At 65.4% G+C, this 19,479-nt stretch carries 13 protein-coding genes and 2 tRNA genes; 11 read left to right on the forward strand and 4 right to left on the reverse strand.

Going from position 1 to position 19,479, the window contains the following annotated elements; translation table 11 throughout:
- The first annotated feature begins 76 nt into the window (after positions 1 to 76).
- From VF168_10615 to VF168_10640, 6 genes are all read left to right on the forward strand, one after another.
- Complete coding sequence (locus VF168_10615; GenBank protein HEX7004626.1) at positions 77 to 1,873, forward strand: glycoside hydrolase family 2 TIM barrel-domain containing protein; 1,797 nt, start codon at positions 77 to 79, stop codon at positions 1,871 to 1,873.
- Between the two features lie 73 nt (positions 1,874 to 1,946).
- Positions 1,947 to 3,275, forward strand: coding sequence for an ABC transporter substrate-binding protein (locus tag VF168_10620; GenBank protein HEX7004627.1), 1,329 nt, complete (start codon positions 1,947 to 1,949; stop codon positions 3,273 to 3,275).
- A gap of 61 nt (positions 3,276 to 3,336) precedes the next feature.
- Complete coding sequence (locus tag VF168_10625) at positions 3,337 to 4,272, forward strand: sugar ABC transporter permease (protein HEX7004628.1); 936 nt, start codon at positions 3,337 to 3,339, stop codon at positions 4,270 to 4,272.
- The gene (locus VF168_10630) at positions 4,272 to 5,150 is read left to right on the forward strand and encodes a carbohydrate ABC transporter permease (GenBank protein ID HEX7004629.1); all 879 of its coding nucleotides are present in this window, start codon (positions 4,272 to 4,274) and stop codon (positions 5,148 to 5,150) included. The genes VF168_10625 and VF168_10630 overlap by 1 nt, the downstream gene beginning before the upstream one ends.
- A 1-nt stretch (position 5,151) precedes the next feature.
- On the forward strand, positions 5,152 to 6,348 hold the full coding sequence (locus VF168_10635) for a family 1 glycosylhydrolase (GenBank protein ID HEX7004630.1): 1,197 nt from the start codon (positions 5,152 to 5,154) through the stop codon (positions 6,346 to 6,348).
- Positions 6,345 to 7,358: a family 43 glycosylhydrolase gene (locus tag VF168_10640; GenBank protein ID HEX7004631.1), complete on the forward strand. Its 1,014-nt coding sequence runs from the start codon at positions 6,345 to 6,347 to the stop codon at positions 7,356 to 7,358. Before VF168_10635 ends, VF168_10640 begins: the two co-directional genes overlap by 4 nt.
- A gap of 7 nt (positions 7,359 to 7,365) precedes the next feature.
- Here VF168_10640 and VF168_10645 read toward each other — a convergent pair whose 3' ends face one another.
- Positions 7,366 to 8,355, reverse strand: coding sequence for a glycosyltransferase family 2 protein (locus tag VF168_10645; GenBank protein ID HEX7004632.1), 990 nt, complete (start codon positions 8,353 to 8,355; stop codon positions 7,366 to 7,368).
- Between the two features lie 306 nt (positions 8,356 to 8,661).
- Here VF168_10645 and VF168_10650 point away from each other — a divergent pair, with 306 nt between their 5' ends.
- Both VF168_10650 and VF168_10655 read left to right on the forward strand, forming a co-directional pair.
- Complete coding sequence (locus VF168_10650) at positions 8,662 to 10,284, forward strand: GMC family oxidoreductase (protein HEX7004633.1); 1,623 nt, start codon at positions 8,662 to 8,664, stop codon at positions 10,282 to 10,284.
- Positions 10,281 to 11,144, forward strand: a complete 864-nt coding sequence (locus VF168_10655) for a sulfotransferase domain-containing protein (protein HEX7004634.1) — start codon at positions 10,281 to 10,283, stop codon at positions 11,142 to 11,144. The genes VF168_10650 and VF168_10655 overlap by 4 nt, the downstream gene beginning before the upstream one ends.
- Before the next feature lie 310 nt (positions 11,145 to 11,454).
- Here the strand turns inward: VF168_10655 and VF168_10660 are convergent.
- Positions 11,455 to 11,529 (reverse strand) — tRNA-Val (locus tag VF168_10660).
- A 205-nt stretch (positions 11,530 to 11,734) separates the two neighbouring features.
- Here VF168_10660 and VF168_10665 point away from each other — a divergent pair.
- Positions 11,735 to 12,301 carry a DUF488 domain-containing protein gene (locus VF168_10665; protein ID HEX7004635.1) on the forward strand — a complete coding sequence of 189 codons (567 nt, stop codon included), beginning with the start codon at positions 11,735 to 11,737 and terminating at the stop codon, positions 12,299 to 12,301.
- A 3-nt stretch (positions 12,302 to 12,304) separates the two neighbouring features.
- Positions 12,305 to 12,781 (forward strand): hypothetical protein, encoded by a 477-nt coding sequence (locus VF168_10670; protein HEX7004636.1) that lies wholly within the window; start codon positions 12,305 to 12,307, stop codon positions 12,779 to 12,781.
- 7 nt (positions 12,782 to 12,788) lie between these two features.
- Here the strand turns inward: VF168_10670 and VF168_10675 are convergent.
- Positions 12,789 to 12,863 (reverse strand) — tRNA-Cys (locus VF168_10675).
- A 96-nt stretch (positions 12,864 to 12,959) separates the two neighbouring features.
- Positions 12,960 to 14,384, reverse strand: a complete 1,425-nt coding sequence (locus tag VF168_10680; protein ID HEX7004637.1) for an NAD(P)/FAD-dependent oxidoreductase — start codon at positions 14,382 to 14,384, stop codon at positions 12,960 to 12,962.
- Between the two features lie 103 nt (positions 14,385 to 14,487).
- On the opposite strand from VF168_10680, the gene dnaE reads away from it, so the two are divergent.
- On the forward strand, positions 14,488 to 19,437 hold the full coding sequence (dnaE, locus tag VF168_10685) for a DNA polymerase III subunit alpha (protein HEX7004638.1): 4,950 nt from the start codon (positions 14,488 to 14,490) through the stop codon (positions 19,435 to 19,437).
- The last annotated feature ends 42 nt before the right edge of the window (positions 19,438 to 19,479 follow it).

A 19,479-nucleotide genomic window follows, 5' to 3' on the forward strand; every position in this document is an offset into this window, starting at 1 on the left:
GACCAGGGCAGGTGACCACACATACAGTTGTCGTTAAGTAACAACAAGTTTCGTGAAAGTGAGCGAAGGGAAGCCGATGAGCTTCACGACTCCCGAAGGGACGGCAGGGCGCGCCGTCCGAAGAGAAGACGGCGACTTCGACTACCCGCGGCCTCAGTTCCGCAGGGAGCGTTGGATGTCGCTCGACGGTACCTGGTCGTTCGCCCGTACCTCGGAACGCCGACCGGAGCGGGTGCGGTGGAACGAGCGGATCGAGGTCCCCTACCCGCCGGAGTCGCAGCTTTCCGGTCTATCCGTCCGCGACGAGATGCCGGTCGTCTGGTACGCCCGCAGCTTCGCGATCCCTGGCGAGTGGGCCGATGAGCGCCTGTTGCTCCACTTCGGCGCCGTGGACTACCGCGCCGAGGTGTGGCTGAACGGCCACCGGGCGGGCGTCCACGAAGGCGGCTACACCCCGTTCACCATCGATATAACCGAGCTGCTCGTCGACTCTGCCGAGCAGCGGTTGCTCGTGAGGGTCGAGGATCCGCCCGCCGATCTGCATCAGCCCCGCGGCAAGCAGGACTGGCAGCCACGGCCGCACAGCATCTGGTATCCGCGCACAACCGGGATCTGGCAGCCGGTGTGGCTGGAACCGGTCTCTCGAAGCTACATCCGGTCGCTGCGCCTGACCCCACGCCTCGAGGAGTTCGCCGTCGCCCTCGAGCTCGAGATCGCCGGAGAACACGAGGGACTGGAGGTCGAGTTCGAACTTTCGCTCCACGGTGAGCTGCTCGCCCGGAGCGATGCTGCGCTACTGGCCCGCCGCTCCAGACACACGATCCACCTCGACGACCCCGGGATAGACGACGCGCGCAACGAACTGCTCTGGAGTCCGGAGCGACCTACACTCCTCGACCTCACCATCACGCTGCGGCAGGGCAGCGAGGCGGTCGACAGGGTCGAGAGCTATACCGGCCTGCGGAGCGTCGAAGCCAGAGAGGGCCGTTTCTTCCTCAACGGGCGCCCCTACTTCCAGCGACTCGTGCTCGATCAGGGCTACTGGAACGAGAGCCTCCTGGCTGCCCCCTCGCCGGACGCCCTCAGGGCCGACGTCGAGCTTGCCAAGGCGATGGGCTTCAACGGCGTCCGCAAACATCAGAAGCTCGAGGACCCGCGCTACCTGTACTGGGCCGACAAGCTGGGTCTGCTGGTATGGAACGAGCTGCCCAGCGCCTACAGTTTCGGCTTCACGAGCTCCAGCAGGCTGGTTCACGCCTGCACCGAAGCGGTCGAGCGGGATTACAACCATCCTTGCGTGGTCGTGTGGGTGCCGTTCAACGAGTCCTGGGGGGTTCCCGACCTGCCGAAATCGGCTCCCCAGCGCCACCTGGTCACGGCGGTCTACCACCTCTTGCGCGCCCTCGATGGCAGCCGCGTGGTCGTCGACAACGACGGATGGGAGCACGGTCTTACCGACCTGTTCACCATCCACGATTACAGCCGGGACCCGGACGATCTCATCCGCCGCTACGGCGACCTCTCCCGCCTACGTGACCAGGGGGCCGGAAATATGCCGGCCGGCCGGGTTCTCGGCCTGGCCGGAGCTGAATCGCCCGCGGCCGTCCTGATCTCCGAATTCGGAGGGATCAGGTTCGCCGACGCCGACGGCGGCGGCTGGGGCTACAGCGAGGCGGACTCGGCAAGCGACCTGCTGCAGAGGCTGGGCGAACTGGTCACCTCGCTGACCACCAGCGACGCCGTGGTCGGCTACTGCTACACCCAGTTCAGCGACACCTTCCAGGAGCAGAACGGCCTGCTCTTCGCCGATCGTCGTCCCAAGGTTCCTTTGTCCTCGCTCGCAGAGGTCTTCACGAAGGGAGGTCGGGGCTGAGCAGCATGAGGTTCTCGCGGCCACCAACCTCGGTGGGCCGTCCGACCAGTCGCATCAGTTGGTAGGAGGAAGCATGGTACAGGGGATTACACGAAACGCTCGTCTCGCACTGCTGATGGTCGTGGGCCTGGTGTGCGGCACCGTGGCCTTCTCCCAGGTCCAGATCGACTACTGGCACGGTTTCACCGGGCCAGACCTCCCGGTGATGGAAGGTCTCGTCGCCGAGTTCAACGAGACCCACCCCGATATCGAGGTCACCCCGCAGGCGATACCCTGGGGGAACCTCTTCCAGCAGATAGAGCCTTCGGTTGCAGCCGGACGAGCTCCCGACGTGGTGGCCGTGAACGAGGACGTCATCACCGGCTTCATCATGCGGGGGGCGTTGGCCCAGATCACGCCTGAGGAGCTCTCCAGCCACGAGATCGACGCCGAACGCTTCTACGAGTCGCTGTGGAACATCGGCACTGTCGACGGGGCTGTGTACGGCGTGCCGATCCACTCGGTGATGCTCGTCATGTACTACAACAAGAGCCTCTTCGAGGAGGCGGGACTCGACCCCGAGAACCCGCCGCAGGACCGGGAGGCGTTCCTTGCCGCGGCCCGCGCCCTGACGGTCGATTCGGCCGGACGGCACCCTGGCGATGAGGGCTTCGACCACGACGACCTGGCTCAGTGGGCGGTCGGGGTTCCCACGCCCTGGATGGGCGGGACGATCGCCTATTCGGTCGCCGCTCAGAACGGCGTCACGTTCGTGGGCCCTGCATCGGAAGATTACGCGGTCAACTTCAACTCCGAGGGCGGCAAGGAAGCTGTCCAGTTCCTGGTCGACCTCGTCGATGAGCACCAGGTATCGCCTGCCAACGCTACCGAGCAGAGCGAGATCGACGCGTTCCGTCAGGGCAAGGCGGCGATGAACTTCAACGGCGTCTGGATGCTGACCCAGTACCAGAATCAGGATGGCCTCGACTTCGGCGTGGCGCCGCTGCCCAATCTGGGAACCGGTGACTACAAGGTATGGGGCGGAGCCTCCTACCTGGTGATGCCGATGCAGAGACGCGGCGATCCCGAGGAGCGCGAGGCGGCTCTCACCTTCATCAGCTGGATGACGCAAGCGGAGCAGAACCTCAAGTGGACTGCCGGGGGCAGTCTGCCCACGCAACCAGCCGTAGCCGACCATCCCGACTATCAGGAACACCCGATGACCGCCGTCCGCGACGCTCTGCCCGATACCTACATCCTCGCCGGGTTCCCGTTCGTCGCGCAGCTTCGTGCGGCCTGGGATGCCGGCTTCGAGGCGGCACTGCTGGGCGACAAGAGCGTCGATCAGGCGCTCGACGACGCTGCCGCGGAGGCCTCAGCGCGAATCGAGGATGGCCTGCAGAGCCTTCCCCCGCGAGATTGACCTTCGAGACCGAGGGGGGTGGCCCCGGCCACCCCCGACATCCGACGGAAGGAGCAGATCCATGACCCTCAGCCATCCGAAGCGTCCGGCTCTGCTTCGCCTCGACGACCGTAATCCGCTCGTTCCTTACCTCTATCTACTGCCGCACGCGGTCCTCTTCCTTATCTTCATCGTCTTCCCCATCGGTTTCGGCATCTTCGTGAGCCTCCACCGCTGGAATCTGCTCTCGGACCAACAGGTATTCGTGGGACTCGATCACTACCGGTCTCTCTTCACGCCCGGTAGCCCCGAGGCCCGGTTCTTCTGGAAGACACTCCTCAACACGATCCTCTTCGTCGTGATCACGGTGCCGTTGCTCATCGCCTGCGCGATCGGGCTAGCCCTGCTGCTCCACAAGCCGATCTGGGGACGCGGCTTCTTCCGCACCGTTTTCTTCCTGCCCACGATCCTGGCGGTATCGATAATGGGCCTGCTCTGGAAGTGGATGTTCGAGAACGGAAGCGGGCTGATCAACGTGATCCTGGATCAGTTGCCGCTGCTCGACACGGTGCCGTTCCTCACCACGGTCGGCTGGGCCTGGGTACCCATCATCGTGGGCACCCTCTGGTGGACGGTCGGATTCAACATGGTGCTCTACTCTGCAGCCCTCGCCGCTGTTCCTCAGGCCTACTACGACGCTGCCCAGCTCGACGGGGCAGGCAGATGGGCGCAGTTCCGGCACGTGACCTGGCCCATGCTCACACCGGTAACCATCTTCACCGCCGTGACCAGCACCATCGCCAGCTTCCAACTCTTCGGCCAGTCGCACGTCATCACCGCCGGCGGTCCGCTCCGCTCGACTCAGAGCGTGATGATGTATATCACCGAAGAAGCCTTCACCAACTTCCAGTTCTCCTCGGCCGCCGCCATGTCGATGGTCTTCGGCCTGGCGCTGCTGCTCATCTCGGTGTTCCAGTTCCGGCTCCTGTTGCGCGATACCGGCCGAGGAGCCGACTGATGGCGACCGTCGCACGCAGCGGACGGACCGCGCGCGTTACCACCCGAAGCCGACGACGACTGCCGCGCGGGATAAGCCGCTTCCTCACCCTCTCTATCCTCGCGCTCCTCTTCCTCGCCCCCATCTACTGGATGGCCTCGACCTCGCTCAAGCCGGAGTCCGATACCGTCGCCCGGCCCGTCCAGTGGATCCCCGAGAACCCGACCCTCGAGAACTACCGCGACATCCTCGCCTCGCCCACCGCTTCATTCCTCCGCTGGACCTGGAATTCGCTCTTCACCAGCGTCTGCTTCAGCCTGCTGACCGTGCTCCTGGGCGTCCTCACCGCCTACCCGCTGGCCCGGATGAAGTTCCCCGGCCGGCAGGTCTGGTTCTGGACCCTGCTGGCCAGCATGATGGTGCCCGGCATCATCTTCCTGATCCCCCACTACCTGATGATGATCCGCTTCAACTGGATCGACACCTACAACGCCCTCATCTGGCCGGGAGTTCCAGGTGCATTCGGCGTGTTCCTGATGCGCCAGTTCCTCGTCTCCATTCCACGCGAGCTCGAGGAGGCCGCCAGGCTCGACGGCGCGAACAGCTTGCAGATCCTCTGTTACGTACTGCTCCCCTTCCTCGTCGCTCCGATGGCGGCGCTCGCCCTCTTCAGTTTCATGGCCTGTTGGAACAACTACGTGTGGCCCCTGTTCGTGGTTCATGGCGAAATGCAGACGCTGCCGGTCGCCATCACCACCTTCTCGAGCCGCTACTGGACCGCGTACGGCAAGCTCATGGCCGGCACCGCCATCGCCAGCCTGCCTGTCCTGGTCGCCTTCCTGCTGGCGCAACCCTACTTCATCAAGGGCATGTCGTTGACCGGCCTCAAGGACGATTGACGTGGCGAAGTCGGCATCGATCGGCAACGACCTCCGCTGGATCGTCGGCATCGAGAACGCCTTCATCCCCGACATGGGAGTCGACGAACTGAGCTGGACCCGCCACCGCGACCGGTGGCGCGAGGACCTGCAGCTGGCGCGTGACGTGGGGGCCTCAGCCGTCCGCTACGGGATCACCTGGCCCGAGCTGGAGCCCCGCCCCGGGGAATTCGACTGGACCTGGTGCGACCTGGTCGTGGACGAGTTCCAGTCGGTCGGGCTCGAACCGATCTGGGACATGGTCCACTTCGGAGTTCCCGCCTGGCTCGAAGGTGGCTTCCTCGACCCCGAGTTCCCCTCGGCCTTCGCTGGCTTCTGCCGCGAGTTCGCCGGACGCTACCGCGGCGCGGTGGAGAAGCTGACGCCGTTGAACGAGCCGTACATCACCACCTACTTCCGGGCCGGCTGGGGAATCTGGCCACCTCACCTGAAGGGACGGGAGGGCTTCGTACGCATGCTGCACGCGGTCGTCGAGGCTCTGCGCTGTGGCATAAGGGCGATCGGCGCGGCCAACCCCAAGGCCGAGATCTGGCTGAACGATGGCGCTGATACCTACCACCCCGGTTCGCCAGAGCTGAAAGCCGTCGCTCGACAGCGGACCGAAGAACGCTACGCGGCCTTCGATCTGCTCCTGGGCCTCACCCAGCCGGGCAGCGAGACGTACGAGTGGCTGCACGAGGCCGGCTATCCCGCTGAGGCCCTTCGCCACGAGCCGGTCGAGATCGATGTGATCGGGCTCGACTACTACCCCGACACGGAACACGACATCTCAACAGGTCCCGAGGGCGAGATGCGGATCGAACCGGCCAGAGAGCCGTTGGGGGTAGGCGCCACTCTGCTCGATTACTGGCGCCGTTACGGTGTTCCCCTGTTCATCGCCGAGTCGAGCCACTCCGGCACCGAAGAGGAGCGCATCGCCTGGATCGACTACAACCTCGGCGAGATCGCCTATGCCCGAGATGGAGGTGCAGAGGTGATCGGATACACCTGGTGGCCGCTCTTCGACCACATCGACTGGAACACGCTGTTGCGGGAACGCAGCGGGTTCGTCTGTCCCGCCGGTCTCTACCACCTCCGCCCAAGCGAGGCGCACCGCCACGAAACCGGGGCCTCACGCGCCTATCGGCAGCGGGCGACCGGAACAAGGGCGCAGACATGATCGTTAAACGGATCCTGATGATCGCCACGTTGCTGACGGCTGGCGGCAGCTTCGCGCGATCCCCCGGCGCCACCTACATCAATCCGGTCGTGCTCCCCACGGCCGCGGATCCGACGGTCCTGCGCGCACACGACGGCCTCTTCTACCTGATCGCCACCCAGGACAGTTGGGACGGCCGCGTAGAACACTTCCTGCCCATCTTCCGCTCCCCGAACCTCGTCGACTGGGAGTTCGTTGGCGACGTCTTCACCCTTCCCCCTGCCTGGAAGTCCGGTGGTTTCCTCTGGGCGCCCGACCTCAGCTACCAGGACGGCACCTACTACCTCTACTACTCCTACTCCCGCTGGGGCGACGACAACCCGTGCATCGGCCTGGCCACCGCCCCGCACCCGACGGGACCGTGGGAGGATCTGGGGAGACCCGTCTTCTGTTCGGACGATATAGGGGTCGAGAACTCGATAGACCCGTTCGCCTGGTACGAGGATGGCGAGCGGACCCTCGTCTGGGGAAGCTTCCACGGCATCCACGCGGTTGCTCTCGACGAAACCGGCAGCAGCGCAACCGGTGAGCCGGTCCTCCTGGCCGACACCCGGTTCGAGGCCCCGTACCTGATCGAGCGCAACGGCTACTACTACCTCTTCCTATCCTCCGGTTCCTGTTGCGAGGGTGCGGCGAGTACCTACATCACCTGGGTGGGACGGTCACGCGAGTTGCTGGGTCCTTACGAGGACTCCATCGGACGCGACTTGCGCTACGGCGGCGGGGAGGTGGTGCTATACCGCAACGATGAGTGGGTGGGACCGGGTCACAACGCGATCGTCAGAGACGACGCCGGCACCGACTGGATCGTCTATCACGCGATCTCCCCGGACGAGCCGTTCCTTCCCGGGGGCGCCACCCGCAGGCCCGCCCTGATCGACCCTATCGATTGGCAGGATGGCTGGCCCACCGTTCACGATGGGGTCGGACCCAGCAGCTGGCGCTTGGCCGCTCCGACGATCGGCGACTGAGCAGCCGCTACTTGGTACTGGTCACCAGCGGCGCCTGAGGACGTCTGAGCGTTTCCCGTCGCGCCAACCTCTCGGCCGCCATCAGGCTGGCCAGATAGCGCCTGGCGGTCACGGCGATCAGTCGCGGCCTGCGAAGGAGCATCTTCAGTACGAAACGCCACCTCACCTCATGGCGTACCTCGAGGATCTTGCGCCGCAGCAGCGTTGCCGAGTAGCCGATCTCGATGAGCTTGACGAACGCCTCGGGGACCTGAGCGAAGCGGAAGCGGGTGTAGAGTTCCACGTCCGATTCGAAGAAGTGCCTGCCGCCGATCATCTCGAGCATGGGCTGGTGAGTCACCGCCATCCTGCCGTTGCGAGCGCAGTAGCCACTGATGAAAAGCTGCATCGTAAGGTTCTTGGAGGCATCCGGCCACCTCGACAGCGCTTCGCGCGCATCGCGGCTCCGGTAGACCACGGCGGTGGTGAGCGCCAGGCCGCCCCAGCGCGAGGGCTGCCGCTCGGCGAGGTACTTCTCGAACAGCAGAGCGCCGTTCTCGACGTTCTCATCACACTCGTTCTCGAAGCAGCGCCTGAACTTGCGTTTACCGGTTCGGTGGTGCCTGGTCGAGAAGTTCAGCAGTATCAACGCCAGGTTGGAGTTGGCATCGATGAGTTCGAGCACCTTCCCGACCGCATCCTCGTCGATCTCATCGTCGTCGCTTACGGTCCAGACGTACTCCCCGCCGGCGTTGCTGATGCAGTAGATGATGTTGCGGATGGCTCCGACATTCCGCGGCTGGACGACGTGCCTCACTGCGAGGTCGCCGCCACCGAGCTGTTCGACATGCCGTTCGATCACGTCAGCCGTGTCGTCGGTCGAGGCGTTGTCACAGATGAGTAGTTCGCACTCGGATTCGTAACCCTTGATGGCCCGAGCGAGCCAGCACAGCTGCTCGTCGAGCAGGCGAGCTCGATTGAACGTTGGAATTGCGATCGTCAGTTTTCTTCCAGGCACCCCATACCCCCGCTGCTCGTTTTTCACCCAGGAGGCGTGGTTCCAACGGTAGCAAGTCGGCCTCCATAGCCAAGGTACCGAGCACACAGCGCGATCCGCTAGCGCCTGTAGGAAGGGTTCAGGCACTGCCTTCGAACCCTGCGAGGTCACCCGTGGATGCTCCGGACGCAACCGAACGCCGGGCGTCGAGCCCCGGCGTTCGGTCCGCTCCTGCACGGAACGAAAGTGCATTCGCCGAGGGTCCAGGTACGGTCGCCGCTGCAACTCGCTGAAGGCCGGCATAACGTGTGCTGGGGGTAGATTTTAGTGCTCAATTCAGCCGACGAGGTCCCGAGCGGAGCGACGCTGCGGGACGACGTCTGCATTATAGGCGGAGGAGTAGCGGGCCTGACGCTGGCAGCGGCGCTTTCAGCTGCCGGCCGGTCGGTAACCCTCCTCGAGTGCGGCGGCAACGACGATGAGGCAGCGAGACAGGACCTGAGCGAGGGTGAGAGCGTCGGTCAGCCGTACGATCAGCTCGCCAGCGGTCGCTACCGCCGCCTGGGGGGCTCGAGTCACCTGTGGAACATCGACCTGGGAGAGGGCGAAGTGGGCCCGCGGCTTCAACCGTTGAGGCCCCTCGACTTCGAAGCCCGGGAGCCGCTGCGCGAATGCGGCTGGCCGTTCGACTTCCGGGAGATCGAACCGTACTACCGGAAGGCCTACGAGTTCCTCAGACTCGGAACCTTCCCCGACGACGTCGGCCGCTGGGTTGATGAGCACCACCCGCTGCTGCCGCTGGATCGCGCGGTCGTGGAGACCACCCTGTTCCGCTTCCTGCCCCGAGAACGATTCACCGGTGAGCTCCCGGAAGAGCTCTCGGCCTCACCGTCGGTCCGGGTCCTCCTCCACGCCACGGTCAAGGAACTCGTCGCTCGACCGGGCAGCGCCGAGGTCGAGGCCGCGCGCGTGATCGTGAGCCGAGGGCACGAGTTCGAGGTACGTGCCCGCACCTTCGTGCTGGCGGCCGGCACGCTCGAGAACGCCCGGCTCCTGCTGGTGTCCCGCTCCGCTCAGCCGACCGGCCTGGGGAACCAGCACGACCTCGTCGGCCGCTACTTCATGGAGCACCCTCACTTCTGCGCAGGATGGATGCTCCCCCGCGACCCGGCGCTGCTGGGGCGCCTCGGCCTCTACCGCCTGCACCGTAACGCCGGGCGGCCGGTGATGGCGAAACTGCGGTTGAGCGAGGGGGCACTGAGGAGTGAGGCGCTGCTCGACTTCTGCGTCGGCTTGAAGCCGATGTGGCGGGCCGTCCCGACGAGGTCGGTCAAAGCACTGACCTCCCTGAAGGGGAGCGGCAGACCGAACCGGATCAAGGAACTACCGGTGGCCTTGTGGGAAGCCGCGGCCGACCTGCCGGGCATCGTTCGCTACGCGGGTCAGCGGCTGAAGGAGCGAACCGGTAGGCCACTGCAGCCGAACGTCGTGAAGCTGAACGCCATGACCGAGCAAGCGCCAGGCCGCGACAGCCGGATGACGCTCTCGGAGAACCGCGACGCTCTCGGGCAACAACGGGTACGCCTCGAGTGGAGGCTGAGCCGGCAGGACGAAGAGAGCGTCCGCCGTGCGACGGCGATCCTCGATGAGGAGCTGCGCAAGAGCGGCCTGGGCCGCGTCGTGGCGAACGAGGAACCTTTCGACGGCGTCTCCGGAGGCTGGCACCACATGGGAACCACGCGGATGCACACCGACCCTCGCAAGGGAGTGGTCGACGCCCACGGAAGAGTGCACGCCAGTCCCAACCTCTACCTTGCCGGCTCCTCGGTCTTCCCCACCGGCGGCTTCGCCAACCCGACGCTCACGATCGTTGCCCTGGCGCTGCGGCTGGCCGACCATCTGGTGCGGCGGCCGGCAGCGGTGCAACTCGCCCCGGCGGAGACGAAGTGAGGGGGCGCCTGAACCGCGTCGCTCGGCGCCTGGACCGACCGCTCAGGACGATCACCAGTGGGGCGCGGATGCTCCCCTCGGTCCTGCTGATCGGCTCCCAGAAGGCGGGCTCCACCAGCCTCTACCGCTACATCCTGGAGCACCCGCGCATGCTCCCGCCGGCACGCAAGGAGATAGGCTTCTTCGACATCTACTTCGCGGAGGGCCTCGACTGGTACCGTTCACGCTTTCCCCTCGAACGTCCCTGGCCGGCCGCCACCCTCGAGGCGAGCACCGGCTACTTCGACTACCCTCACGCGCCACGGCACATCGCCCAGACGCTGCCCGACGTCCGCCTGATCCTCCTGGTTCGCGACCCGGTCGAGCGCGCCTTCTCGCACTACCTCCACACCGTGAGGATGGGGCACGAACCACTGGGTTTCGAGGATGCGCTCGCGGCCGAGGAGACGCGAACCGGCGCCCTACTGGCGCGGATGGAGGAGGATCCGAGCTTCTACGCTCGCGAGATCAACTACTACAGCTACCTGCGCAGAGGACGATACGCGGAGCACCTCGAAGGCTGGTACCGCTACTTCCCTCGGGAACGACTGCTGGTGCTGCAGACCGAGGAGCTCGCCGCCAACCCGGAGGGCGTCCTCGAGAAGGTCTGGGAGTTCCTCGGCGTCCCACCGCATAGGCCCAAGCGCTTCGAGCGGCACAATTCGGCGCCTCAGGGCAAGCGCGCGGGGATGGCTCCGGCTACCAGGAAGCGACTCGAGGAGTACTTCGCGCCGCACAACAGGCGCCTGGAGCAGCTGCTGGACCTGCAGCTCGGCTGGGGCCAAGGGGCCTCGGTCCAGCCGGAGTTCGAGCGCGGTTAGTTGGTACGCGGCGATTTGCCGACGCCGTTCCGGTTCGGAGGCGGATGCCGTGTCCGCTTGGGCCCGGGCCGGGTATACCCTCCCCGACTCCCTACGAAAACGTTTGAATGGGATGAGGGCCCTGCTGGACGCGATCCGCGTTCCTGCCCGCCCTCTCCGATCGGCATCGACATCGAAGAAGCCCCGATGCATACGGAACAATTCATGCAAACGACTTCGTAGGGTCGCCGGAGGGGTGTGCAGGGGGGCCGGCGCTGCGCAAGGCAGGGCGCTTCTGATGGTCGCTCCCGTCACTCCCGTCTGTTTGGGTTGGTAGGCGCGGGCGGGATTGAACCGCCGACCTCTACAGTGTCAATGTAGCGCTCTCCCACTGAGCTACGCGCCTGCGATCGTCGCTGGCTAGCCTCGGGTCAGACTCCCGTCGAACGAGGAACCGTTCGCGACGCAGGTTCCTGAGGCTGCCAGGAGAGTATTAAAGCTGCCAGCGCACGATCGTGTCAAGCAGCGGGGGAACGTGGAACGGCTCCTCGGTTAGCCTTGGCCTCGTGCCGCCGGTGCCCACCGGGTCCGCCGGCGATGGGAGGAGAGCAGTGAGCAGCAATCCGGATGGACAGCTCACTTTCTGGACCGTCGGGCACTCGAGCAGGCCGTACGACGAGTTCGAAGAGCTGCTGAGGAGCGCCGCCATCACTCTCGTTGCCGACGTTCGCCGCTATCCCGGCTCCCGCAAGTTCCCACGGTACGGGGCCGATAACCTGGCGGCGTCGCTGGAGGCGGCAGGCATCGAGTATCGCCACTTCCCGGAGCTTGGCGGGCGCCGCAAGGCGTCGATCGACTCGCGCCACACCGCCTGGCGCAACGAGTCGTTCCGCGCCTATGCGGACTATATGGACACGGAAGAGTTCACCCGAGGCATCGGACGCCTGCTCGAGCTGGCCCACGAGGAACGGCTGGCCATCATGTGTTCCGAGGCGGTGTGGTGGCGCTGCCACCGCGGCTTGATCGCCGACTACCTGAAGGTCCGCGGGCACCGCGTCATCCACCTGCTTTCGCCTACCAGGCGCGACGAACACCCATATACCTCGGCAGCCACGGTCGTGGACGGGCACCTCGATTACAGCGGCGATGGGGAGAGGTCCGACTCGCCGCTAGACTGAGCTATGAGAACCTTGCCGACGGACGAGTTCGGAGCGCGCTGGCCGCTCGCGGCACCGTTCGTACTGGTCGCCGCTCTCGCCGTGGTTGCCGCCGGGCTCGTCTCTGCCGCCTCCGCTTTCGCACCATCCTATGAAGCTTCCTGGTCGGTCGCTTACCTGACGCTGGTCGTCGGGTTCTCGCAGCTCGTGCTGGGACTCGGCCAGGCGTTCCTCCAGGTGCGGCCACCCGACGCGCGGACGGTCCGCATCGAGATCGGCAGTTACAACCTCGGTAACGCCTGCGTGCTGGCGGGTTCCCTGCTCGACCTGCCAGTGTTCACCGTCGTAGGAGCCGTGCTCCTGGCCGGAACCCTATACATGTTCTACAACGGGACGAGAGGTGCGACGACCAGCGGGTGGCCGATCATCCTCTACCGTTCGGTCACCGCGATCCTCGCCCTGTCCATCCCCGTGGGGCTGGTCATCGCCGCGTTCGGTTGAAAGAGATTGGAGGCGCCGACCGGATTCGAACCGGTGAATCGAGGTTTTGCAGACCTCTGCCTTACCACTTGGCTACGGCGCCAGAGCGTCCAAACTTACCACGCACGGACGAAGGGTGTCAACGCGGGATGAGCCGAATGTGCCGTGCTGAACGACTCTTCGGTGCAGTCGTCGCCCCTCATGCTCGGGCGAGGGCCGCCAGTGCGAAGCGCGCCGCCCTGCTGCCGCAGAGGCCGTGGACTCCCCCGCCTGGCGGGGTCGCGGAGGAGCAGATGAAGATGCGCGGATCGCTGGTGGCGTAGGGAGTAAGGCTGAGCGTCGGCCGCGTGAACATCTGCCCGAGGTCCTGCACCCCGCCGTTGATGTCCCCGCCCACGTAGTTCGGGTCGTACCTCTCGAGTTCGGCAGCGGTCCTGACCGAGCGGGCGAGGATCGACTCCCTGAAACCTGGCGCGAACCGTTCGATCTGTCGCTCGATGATGCCGGAGACGTCGCGGCCCGATCCGTGGGGAACGTGGCAGTAGGCCCAGGCGGCGTGACGGCCCGGAGGCGCTCGGGACGGGTCGAAGAGGGACGGCTGCGTCACGATCACGAAGGGGCGCTCCGGGTGCTCGCCCCGCCAGACGGTCCTCTCGGCCTCGGCGATCTCCTCTGCCGATCCGCCGAGGTGAACGGTACCGGCTCGGCGGCAGTCGCGGGCGAGCCAAGGTATCGGTTCCTGCAAGGCGAAGTCGACCTTGCAGACCCCGGGCCCGTAGCGGTACCGCCCAAGCTGCTTCCGGTAGGGGCCAGAGAACCTGCCGCCGGATACGCGCAGGAGCGGCCCAGGAGTCAGGTCGAGGAGGATGACTCGGCTGGAGGGCAACTCTTCGAGGTCCGCGATCCATCTGCCGGTTTCCAACCGGCCGCCGTGAGAGCGGAGGCACGAGACCAGGGCGTCGGCGAGAGCTGAGGCGCCGGTTGCCACGAAGGGCCAGCCGGAAGCGTGGCCCAGCATCGCCAGTACCAGGGCGACGGCCGAGCTGCCGGGACGCTCCAGCGGCAGCATCGAGTGGGCGGCGAGGCCCGCGAAGAGCGCCCTGGCCCTCCGGCCCCCGAAGTAGCCGCGGGCGAACGAGGTGGCCGGCAGCAGGGCGGGCAGGCCGAAACGCGCTGCGATGAGGGGTCGCCGGGGGATCCGAAGAGGACCCAGCAGATCCCCGAGGATCGCTTCCTGACCCTCCACCAGTGGAGCCATCAGGCGCGACCAACGTCCGCCGTCCTCGGCCAGGCCGGCGGCCGTCGCGGCGATCGAACGGCGAAGTACGACCGCCTCCTCATCTCCCAGAGGATGGGCGAGCGGTATCTCGGGCTGCACGAAGCTCAGGCCGTAGCGAGCCAGGGGCAGCGTGGCGAAGAAGGGGGACGCGGCGGCGAGCGGCACGACCGAAGCACACTCGTCATGAACGAAACCTGGCAGGGTGAGTTCGCTCGAGCGCATCCCTCCACCAGGGATAGAGTGCCCCTCGACCACCGCGACACTTCGCCCGTCCCTGGCCAGTGTGATGGCGGCGGCCAGGCCGTTCGGGCCCGAGCCCACTATCGCGGCGTCGTATTCAGGCACGACTAACCCCAGCTGACAAGCAGATGAAAACGGCAGGTGTGGCGTTGCTCACCCGGCAATGCAGCACATCCGCGTGCCGCCGGCCGGACGGTACCATTGGGTCATGCCCTCGGAGCAGCGACGCTTTGCCCACCTCCACCAACACACCGCCTACAGCTTGCTGGACGGCGCCGCCAGGATAAAGGACCTGATCGCCTGGGCGAAGGAGGTGAGCCCCGACGATCCGGCCGTCGCCATGACCGACCATGGCAACATGCACGGCGCCGTCGAGTTCTACAAGGCTGCGACCGGCGCGGGGGTGAAGCCGATCATCGGCTTCGAGGCGTACGTCACTCCGGGGTCGCGGTTCGACAAGCGTCGCCCCTCCTCGCAGCTCGACGGCGGCTACTTCCACCTGACCCTGCTGGCCAAGAACTTCGATGGGTACAGGAACCTCTGCAAGCTCAACTCCAGGGCGTGGCTCGAGGGCTTCTACATGAAGCCGCGCGTCGATCACGAGCTCCTGCGCGAGTACAGCGAAGGCGTGATCGCGCTCTCCGGCTGCCTGGGCGCGCAGATCCCCCGCTCGATCCTCGATCTTGGCGAGGAGGCGGGCGAAGAGGCGCTGCGGCAATACCTGGACATCTACGGCGAGGACTTCTTCATCGAACTCCAGGACCACGGCCTCGAGGAGCAACGGCGGCTCAACCCGGTGCTCAAGTCTTTCGCGGACCGCTACGGCCTGGGCATGGTGGCGACCAACGACGGGCACTACGTGCGGCGTGAAGATGCCAGGGCCCACGAGGCGCTGCTGGCCATCCAGACGAAGACCACCCTTTCTGACCCCAACCGCTTCCGCTTCCCCTGCGACGAGTTCTACGTCAAGACGCCGGAGGAGATGGCGAAGGTCATCCCCGAGAGCGACTACCCTGGCGCCATCGCCAACACGCTCAGGGTCGCCGAGATGTGCGACGTGACCCTGCCGATCGGGGACAGGCGGGTCTACCAGATGCCCGAGCTGCCGCTACCCGAAGGTCGCACACTGGCCGAGCAGCTGCGGGTGCAGGCCTACCAGGGGCTGATGATCCGTTACGAGGAGATCGACGAGCGGTTCTTCCGCGCCTACCTGGATGCCGCTCAGGAGCTTCCTTCGAGCGCTGCCCTCGATGCGACCCGGAGCGTATCGCCGAACGCTCCCCTCGAGACGGTCCTGCTGGAACTGGCCAGGCTCGGCGAACAGGGCCGGCGGGCCAAGCGGGAGGGCGAAACCTACGACAGCTTCGAGTACCCGCACCTGGCGAAGCTGAAGGAGAGGAAGCAGGACGAACGCGCCCTCACCATCCTCGAACGAGCCGAGTTCGAGCTTGGCGTGATCATCGCCATGGGCTTCCCCGACTACTTCCTGATCGTCGCCGATTTCATCAACTGGGCGAAGGACAACGGCATCGCCGTGGGGCCCGGGCGCGGCTCCGGAGCTGGCTCGATAGTCGCCTACGCCTTGCGGATAACCGACATCGACCCGCTCGAGTTCGACCTGCTCTTCGAACGCTTCCTCAACCCCTACCGGATCAGCATGCCTGACTTCGACATCGACTTCTCCGACGTCAGGCGCGGCGAGGTCATCGACTACGTGCGTCGGAAGTACGGCGACGACAGGGTCGCTCACATCGCGACCTTCGGGACGATGGCATCACGAGCGGCGATAAAGGATGCCGCCCGCGTGCTGGAAGCGCCCTTCGCCGACGCCGACAAGGTGAGCAAGCTGGTGCCGGTGGTATTCGGCCGCTCGGTCCCCATAGAGAAGGCGCTCGAAGACGTGCCCGAGATGCGGGAGCTCTACGAGGCGGGCGCCAAGGAGTACGTGGATGTGGCCCGCAGCCTGGAGGGGCTCACCCGGCACGCCTCGGTCCACGCGGCCGGCGTGATCATCTCCCGCGACCCGGTCCAGGAGCTGGCTCCGGTCTTCCGCAGCGGCGACGGACCGGTCGTCTGCCAGTACGACATGGGCTCGGTCGAGGATCTCGGCTTCCTCAAGATGGACTTCCTGGGGCTCAGGACCCTCTCCTTCATCGAGGCCGCGGTGAAGATCGTGCGCGAGTCGCGTGGCATCGAACTCGATCCCGACAACTTCCCCGTCGACGACGAGAAGACGTTCCAGTTGCTCTCGAAGGGTGACGCCGCGGGCGTGTTCCAGTTCGAGAGTCCGGGGATGATCGACACCCTCAAGAAACTCCGGCCCCGCAGGGTGCAGGATCTCATCGCCGTCTCTGCCCTCTACCGGCCGGGGCCGATGGAGAACATCCCCAGCTACATACGGCGTCACCACGGAACCGAAGAGGTGCGCTACGACGAGTTCCCCGAGTCGAAGGAGTTGTTGGCGCCGATCCTCGAGGAGACCTACGGCATCCCCGTCTACCAGGAGCAGATCATGCAGATCGCTCAGGCGGTTGCCGGCTACAGCCTCGGCGAGGCCGACCTGCTGCGCCGCGCCATGGGCAAGAAGAAGGTCTCCGAGATGGAGAAGCAGCGCAAGCTGTTCGAAGAGGGCGCTGCGCAGAAGGGGATAAGCAAGAGGGAAGCGAACAGCATATTCGATCTGCTCGAAAAGTTCGCGAACTATGGCTTCAACAAGTGCGTGATCGGCAGTACCAAGATCCCGCTATCGACGGGTGAAGTGGTGACGGCCAAGGAACTGTTCGAGCGTGGCAGCTCGGGTAGTCAGGCAGTAAGTTTGCGGGCTGACTTCTCTCTGACCCGAAGTGCGGTCGTCGATGTAGTTGACAACGGCACGAAACCGGTGTTCCGGTTGCTTACGTCTCTCGGCAAGGAGATCACCGCTACCGGTAATCACCCCTTCCTGACACCCGGGGGTTGGAAGAATCTGGAAGATCTCGAAGTTGGAGATCGGATCGCATCACCCGGCCGACTTCCCATCGAAGGCGCCAACAGTTGGCCAGAGCATGAACTCGTAATGCTCGGCTGGGTGCTGTCAGAGGGGAACACGAGCCATCCCAGCGGGGTATATCTCTACAGTCGAGACAAAATTCTCGTGGACGACATGCTCAAGGCGGCGGGAAACTTCCCGGACACGCAACCTGGCGTTAAGCAGCGTCCGGAGCGGGCTGACGTTTACGACGTGTATCCAGGAACGGGTAAGAGGGGCGGCGCGAGCAAAGGACGTTCCGGTGTTCGCCTGTGGTTGGAGTCGTTGGGTCTGATAGGTCACGGCCCATCCCAGAAGCGATTTCCGGAGGCGGCATTCCAGCTCGACAACCGGTCACTGGCCGTAATCATCGGCCGGTATTGGTCTGGTGACGGTTCCGTAGCCGGTAGCAATGACCTCACTCCCTTCGCAGCAACTTCATCGATCACCCTTAGTCGACAGCTCCAGCACCTACTACTGCGGTTTGGAATCGTCAGCAGGATTACAGAGAAGAGATCCCATTATGGCGAGGGACGAACAGGCTATACGGTGCGGCTCCTGGGGCGCCGAAGTATCGAAGCCTTCATCACCCATATCGGTCCTCACATTATCGGCAAGGAAGAACAGCTTGGATGCTTACGGGCGCGCCTCAACGCTGTATCTGCCGAGAGGGATGGCGTCGATACGGTCCCGAGCGAAGCCAGATACGCGGTAGACAAGGAACGCGAGCGGTGGGGTTCGACCGAAGCCTGCAGCGAGGACATCTTCTGGGAGCGAGTCGTGGCGATCGACTACGCCGGCAGCGAACCGACGTTCGACCTGGAGATCGCGGGTACCCACAACTTCGTCGCCAACGACATCATCGTCCACAACTCCCACTCGGCCGCATACGGCGTACTCTCCTACCAGACCGCCTACCTCAAGGCCCACTACCCTGTCGAGTTCGCCGCTGCCCTCCTGACAGTCGAACGCGCCAACTCCGACAAGGTCGCGCAGTACGTGAACGACGCGAGGCACCTGGGCATCGAGGTGCTGCCCCCCGACATCAACGAGTCCCGGAGCGACTTCACGCCCGTGGGCGAGGTCATCCGCTTCGGTCTCTACGGCATCAAGAACGTTGGCGACGCGGCGGTCGACCACATACTCGAGGAGCGCAGGCGGAGCGGGTCCTTCAAGGACCTTCACGACTTCTGCCAGCGGATCGACTCCACGCTAGTCAACCGGCGGGCGCTGGAGCACCTGATCAAGTCGGGCGCCTTCGACCGTCTCGGCGACCGCTCGGACCTGTTGCGCAACCTCGAGTCGGCGATGAAGTGGGGCGCGGCGCAGCGTGAGCAGGCCGAGTCGGGCCAGTTCAGCCTATTCGGGGCCGAGGAGATCAAGCCGCCCCAGATCGTGCACGGCGAGCCGTTCGGGGAACTCGATCTGCTCCGCTTCGAGAAGGATGCGCTGGGCCTCTACATCTCCTCGCACCCGATGGCCTCCTACCCTGGCCTGGCCGACGCCGCCTCCTGCCCCGTCGACCGGGTGGAAGCGTGGTTCGAGCGGCAGCGCGCCGAACCGGATTTCAAGGGCCGTGCCCGGGTCGCCCTGGCGGGGATCCTCCAGAACGTCAGCAAGCGGCCCACGCGCAAGGGCACGATGATGGCCCGGTTCGAGATCGCCGACGAGAGCGGCGCCCGTGAGGTGGTTGCGTTCAGCCGCACCTACGAGGCGATCGCGGAGCTGCTCGCCGAGGATGCGCCGGCGGTGGTCGTGGTCGAGCTCTCGGAAGACGGCGACTCGGTCCGGCTCGTCGCCGACAGGTTGGTCCGTTGGGACCAGCGGGGTCAGATACCGGAGATGGCCATCGTCGAGTTCGACCTCGAGGACGTGAGCCGCTACCAGCTGGAGGAGTTGCGTTCGCTGATGGACGAGCACGCCGGCCTGACCCCGGTGCGGCTGAGGTTCTCCTCTTCACGAGGGACGGTCACCTATCAGACGGAGGGTCTGCGGGTCGAGAAGGAGAGTCTGGCGTTGCTCGAGGAGAGCTGCCCCTGGATCAGGACGAGGGTGACGCTCGACCGGGACGCGCTTCTGGCACCGAGAGCCAAGCCGGCGTTCGGAGCGCCCCAGCAGGCCCCCACCCCCTCTGTCGACGTGCCCTTCTGAAGCTGGCTCAGGGGGTCCGCGGCCGGGGCCACGGGACAGGCC

It is taken from the genome of Trueperaceae bacterium, assembly GCA_036381595.1.
Lineage (GTDB): Bacteria > Deinococcota > Deinococci > Deinococcales > Trueperaceae > DASVCN01.

Excerpts from the sequence above, each read along its gene's own strand:
- VF168_10615 (HEX7004626.1), top strand. The coding sequence starts at position 77 with ATGAGCTTCACGACTCCCGAAGGGACGGCAGGGCGCGCCGTCCGAAGA.
- VF168_10620 (HEX7004627.1), top strand. The coding sequence starts at position 1,947 with ATGGTACAGGGGATTACACGAAACGCTCGTCTCGCACTGCTGATGGTC.
- VF168_10625 (HEX7004628.1), top strand. The coding sequence starts at position 3,337 with ATGACCCTCAGCCATCCGAAGCGTCCGGCTCTGCTTCGCCTCGACGAC.
- VF168_10630 (HEX7004629.1), top strand. The coding sequence starts at position 4,272 with ATGGCGACCGTCGCACGCAGCGGACGGACCGCGCGCGTTACCACCCGA.
- VF168_10640 (HEX7004631.1), top strand. The coding sequence starts at position 6,345 with ATGATCGTTAAACGGATCCTGATGATCGCCACGTTGCTGACGGCTGGC.
- VF168_10670 (HEX7004636.1), top strand. The coding sequence starts at position 12,305 with ATGAGAACCTTGCCGACGGACGAGTTCGGAGCGCGCTGGCCGCTCGCG.
- dnaE (HEX7004638.1), top strand. The coding sequence starts at position 14,488 with ATGCCCTCGGAGCAGCGACGCTTTGCCCACCTCCACCAACACACCGCC.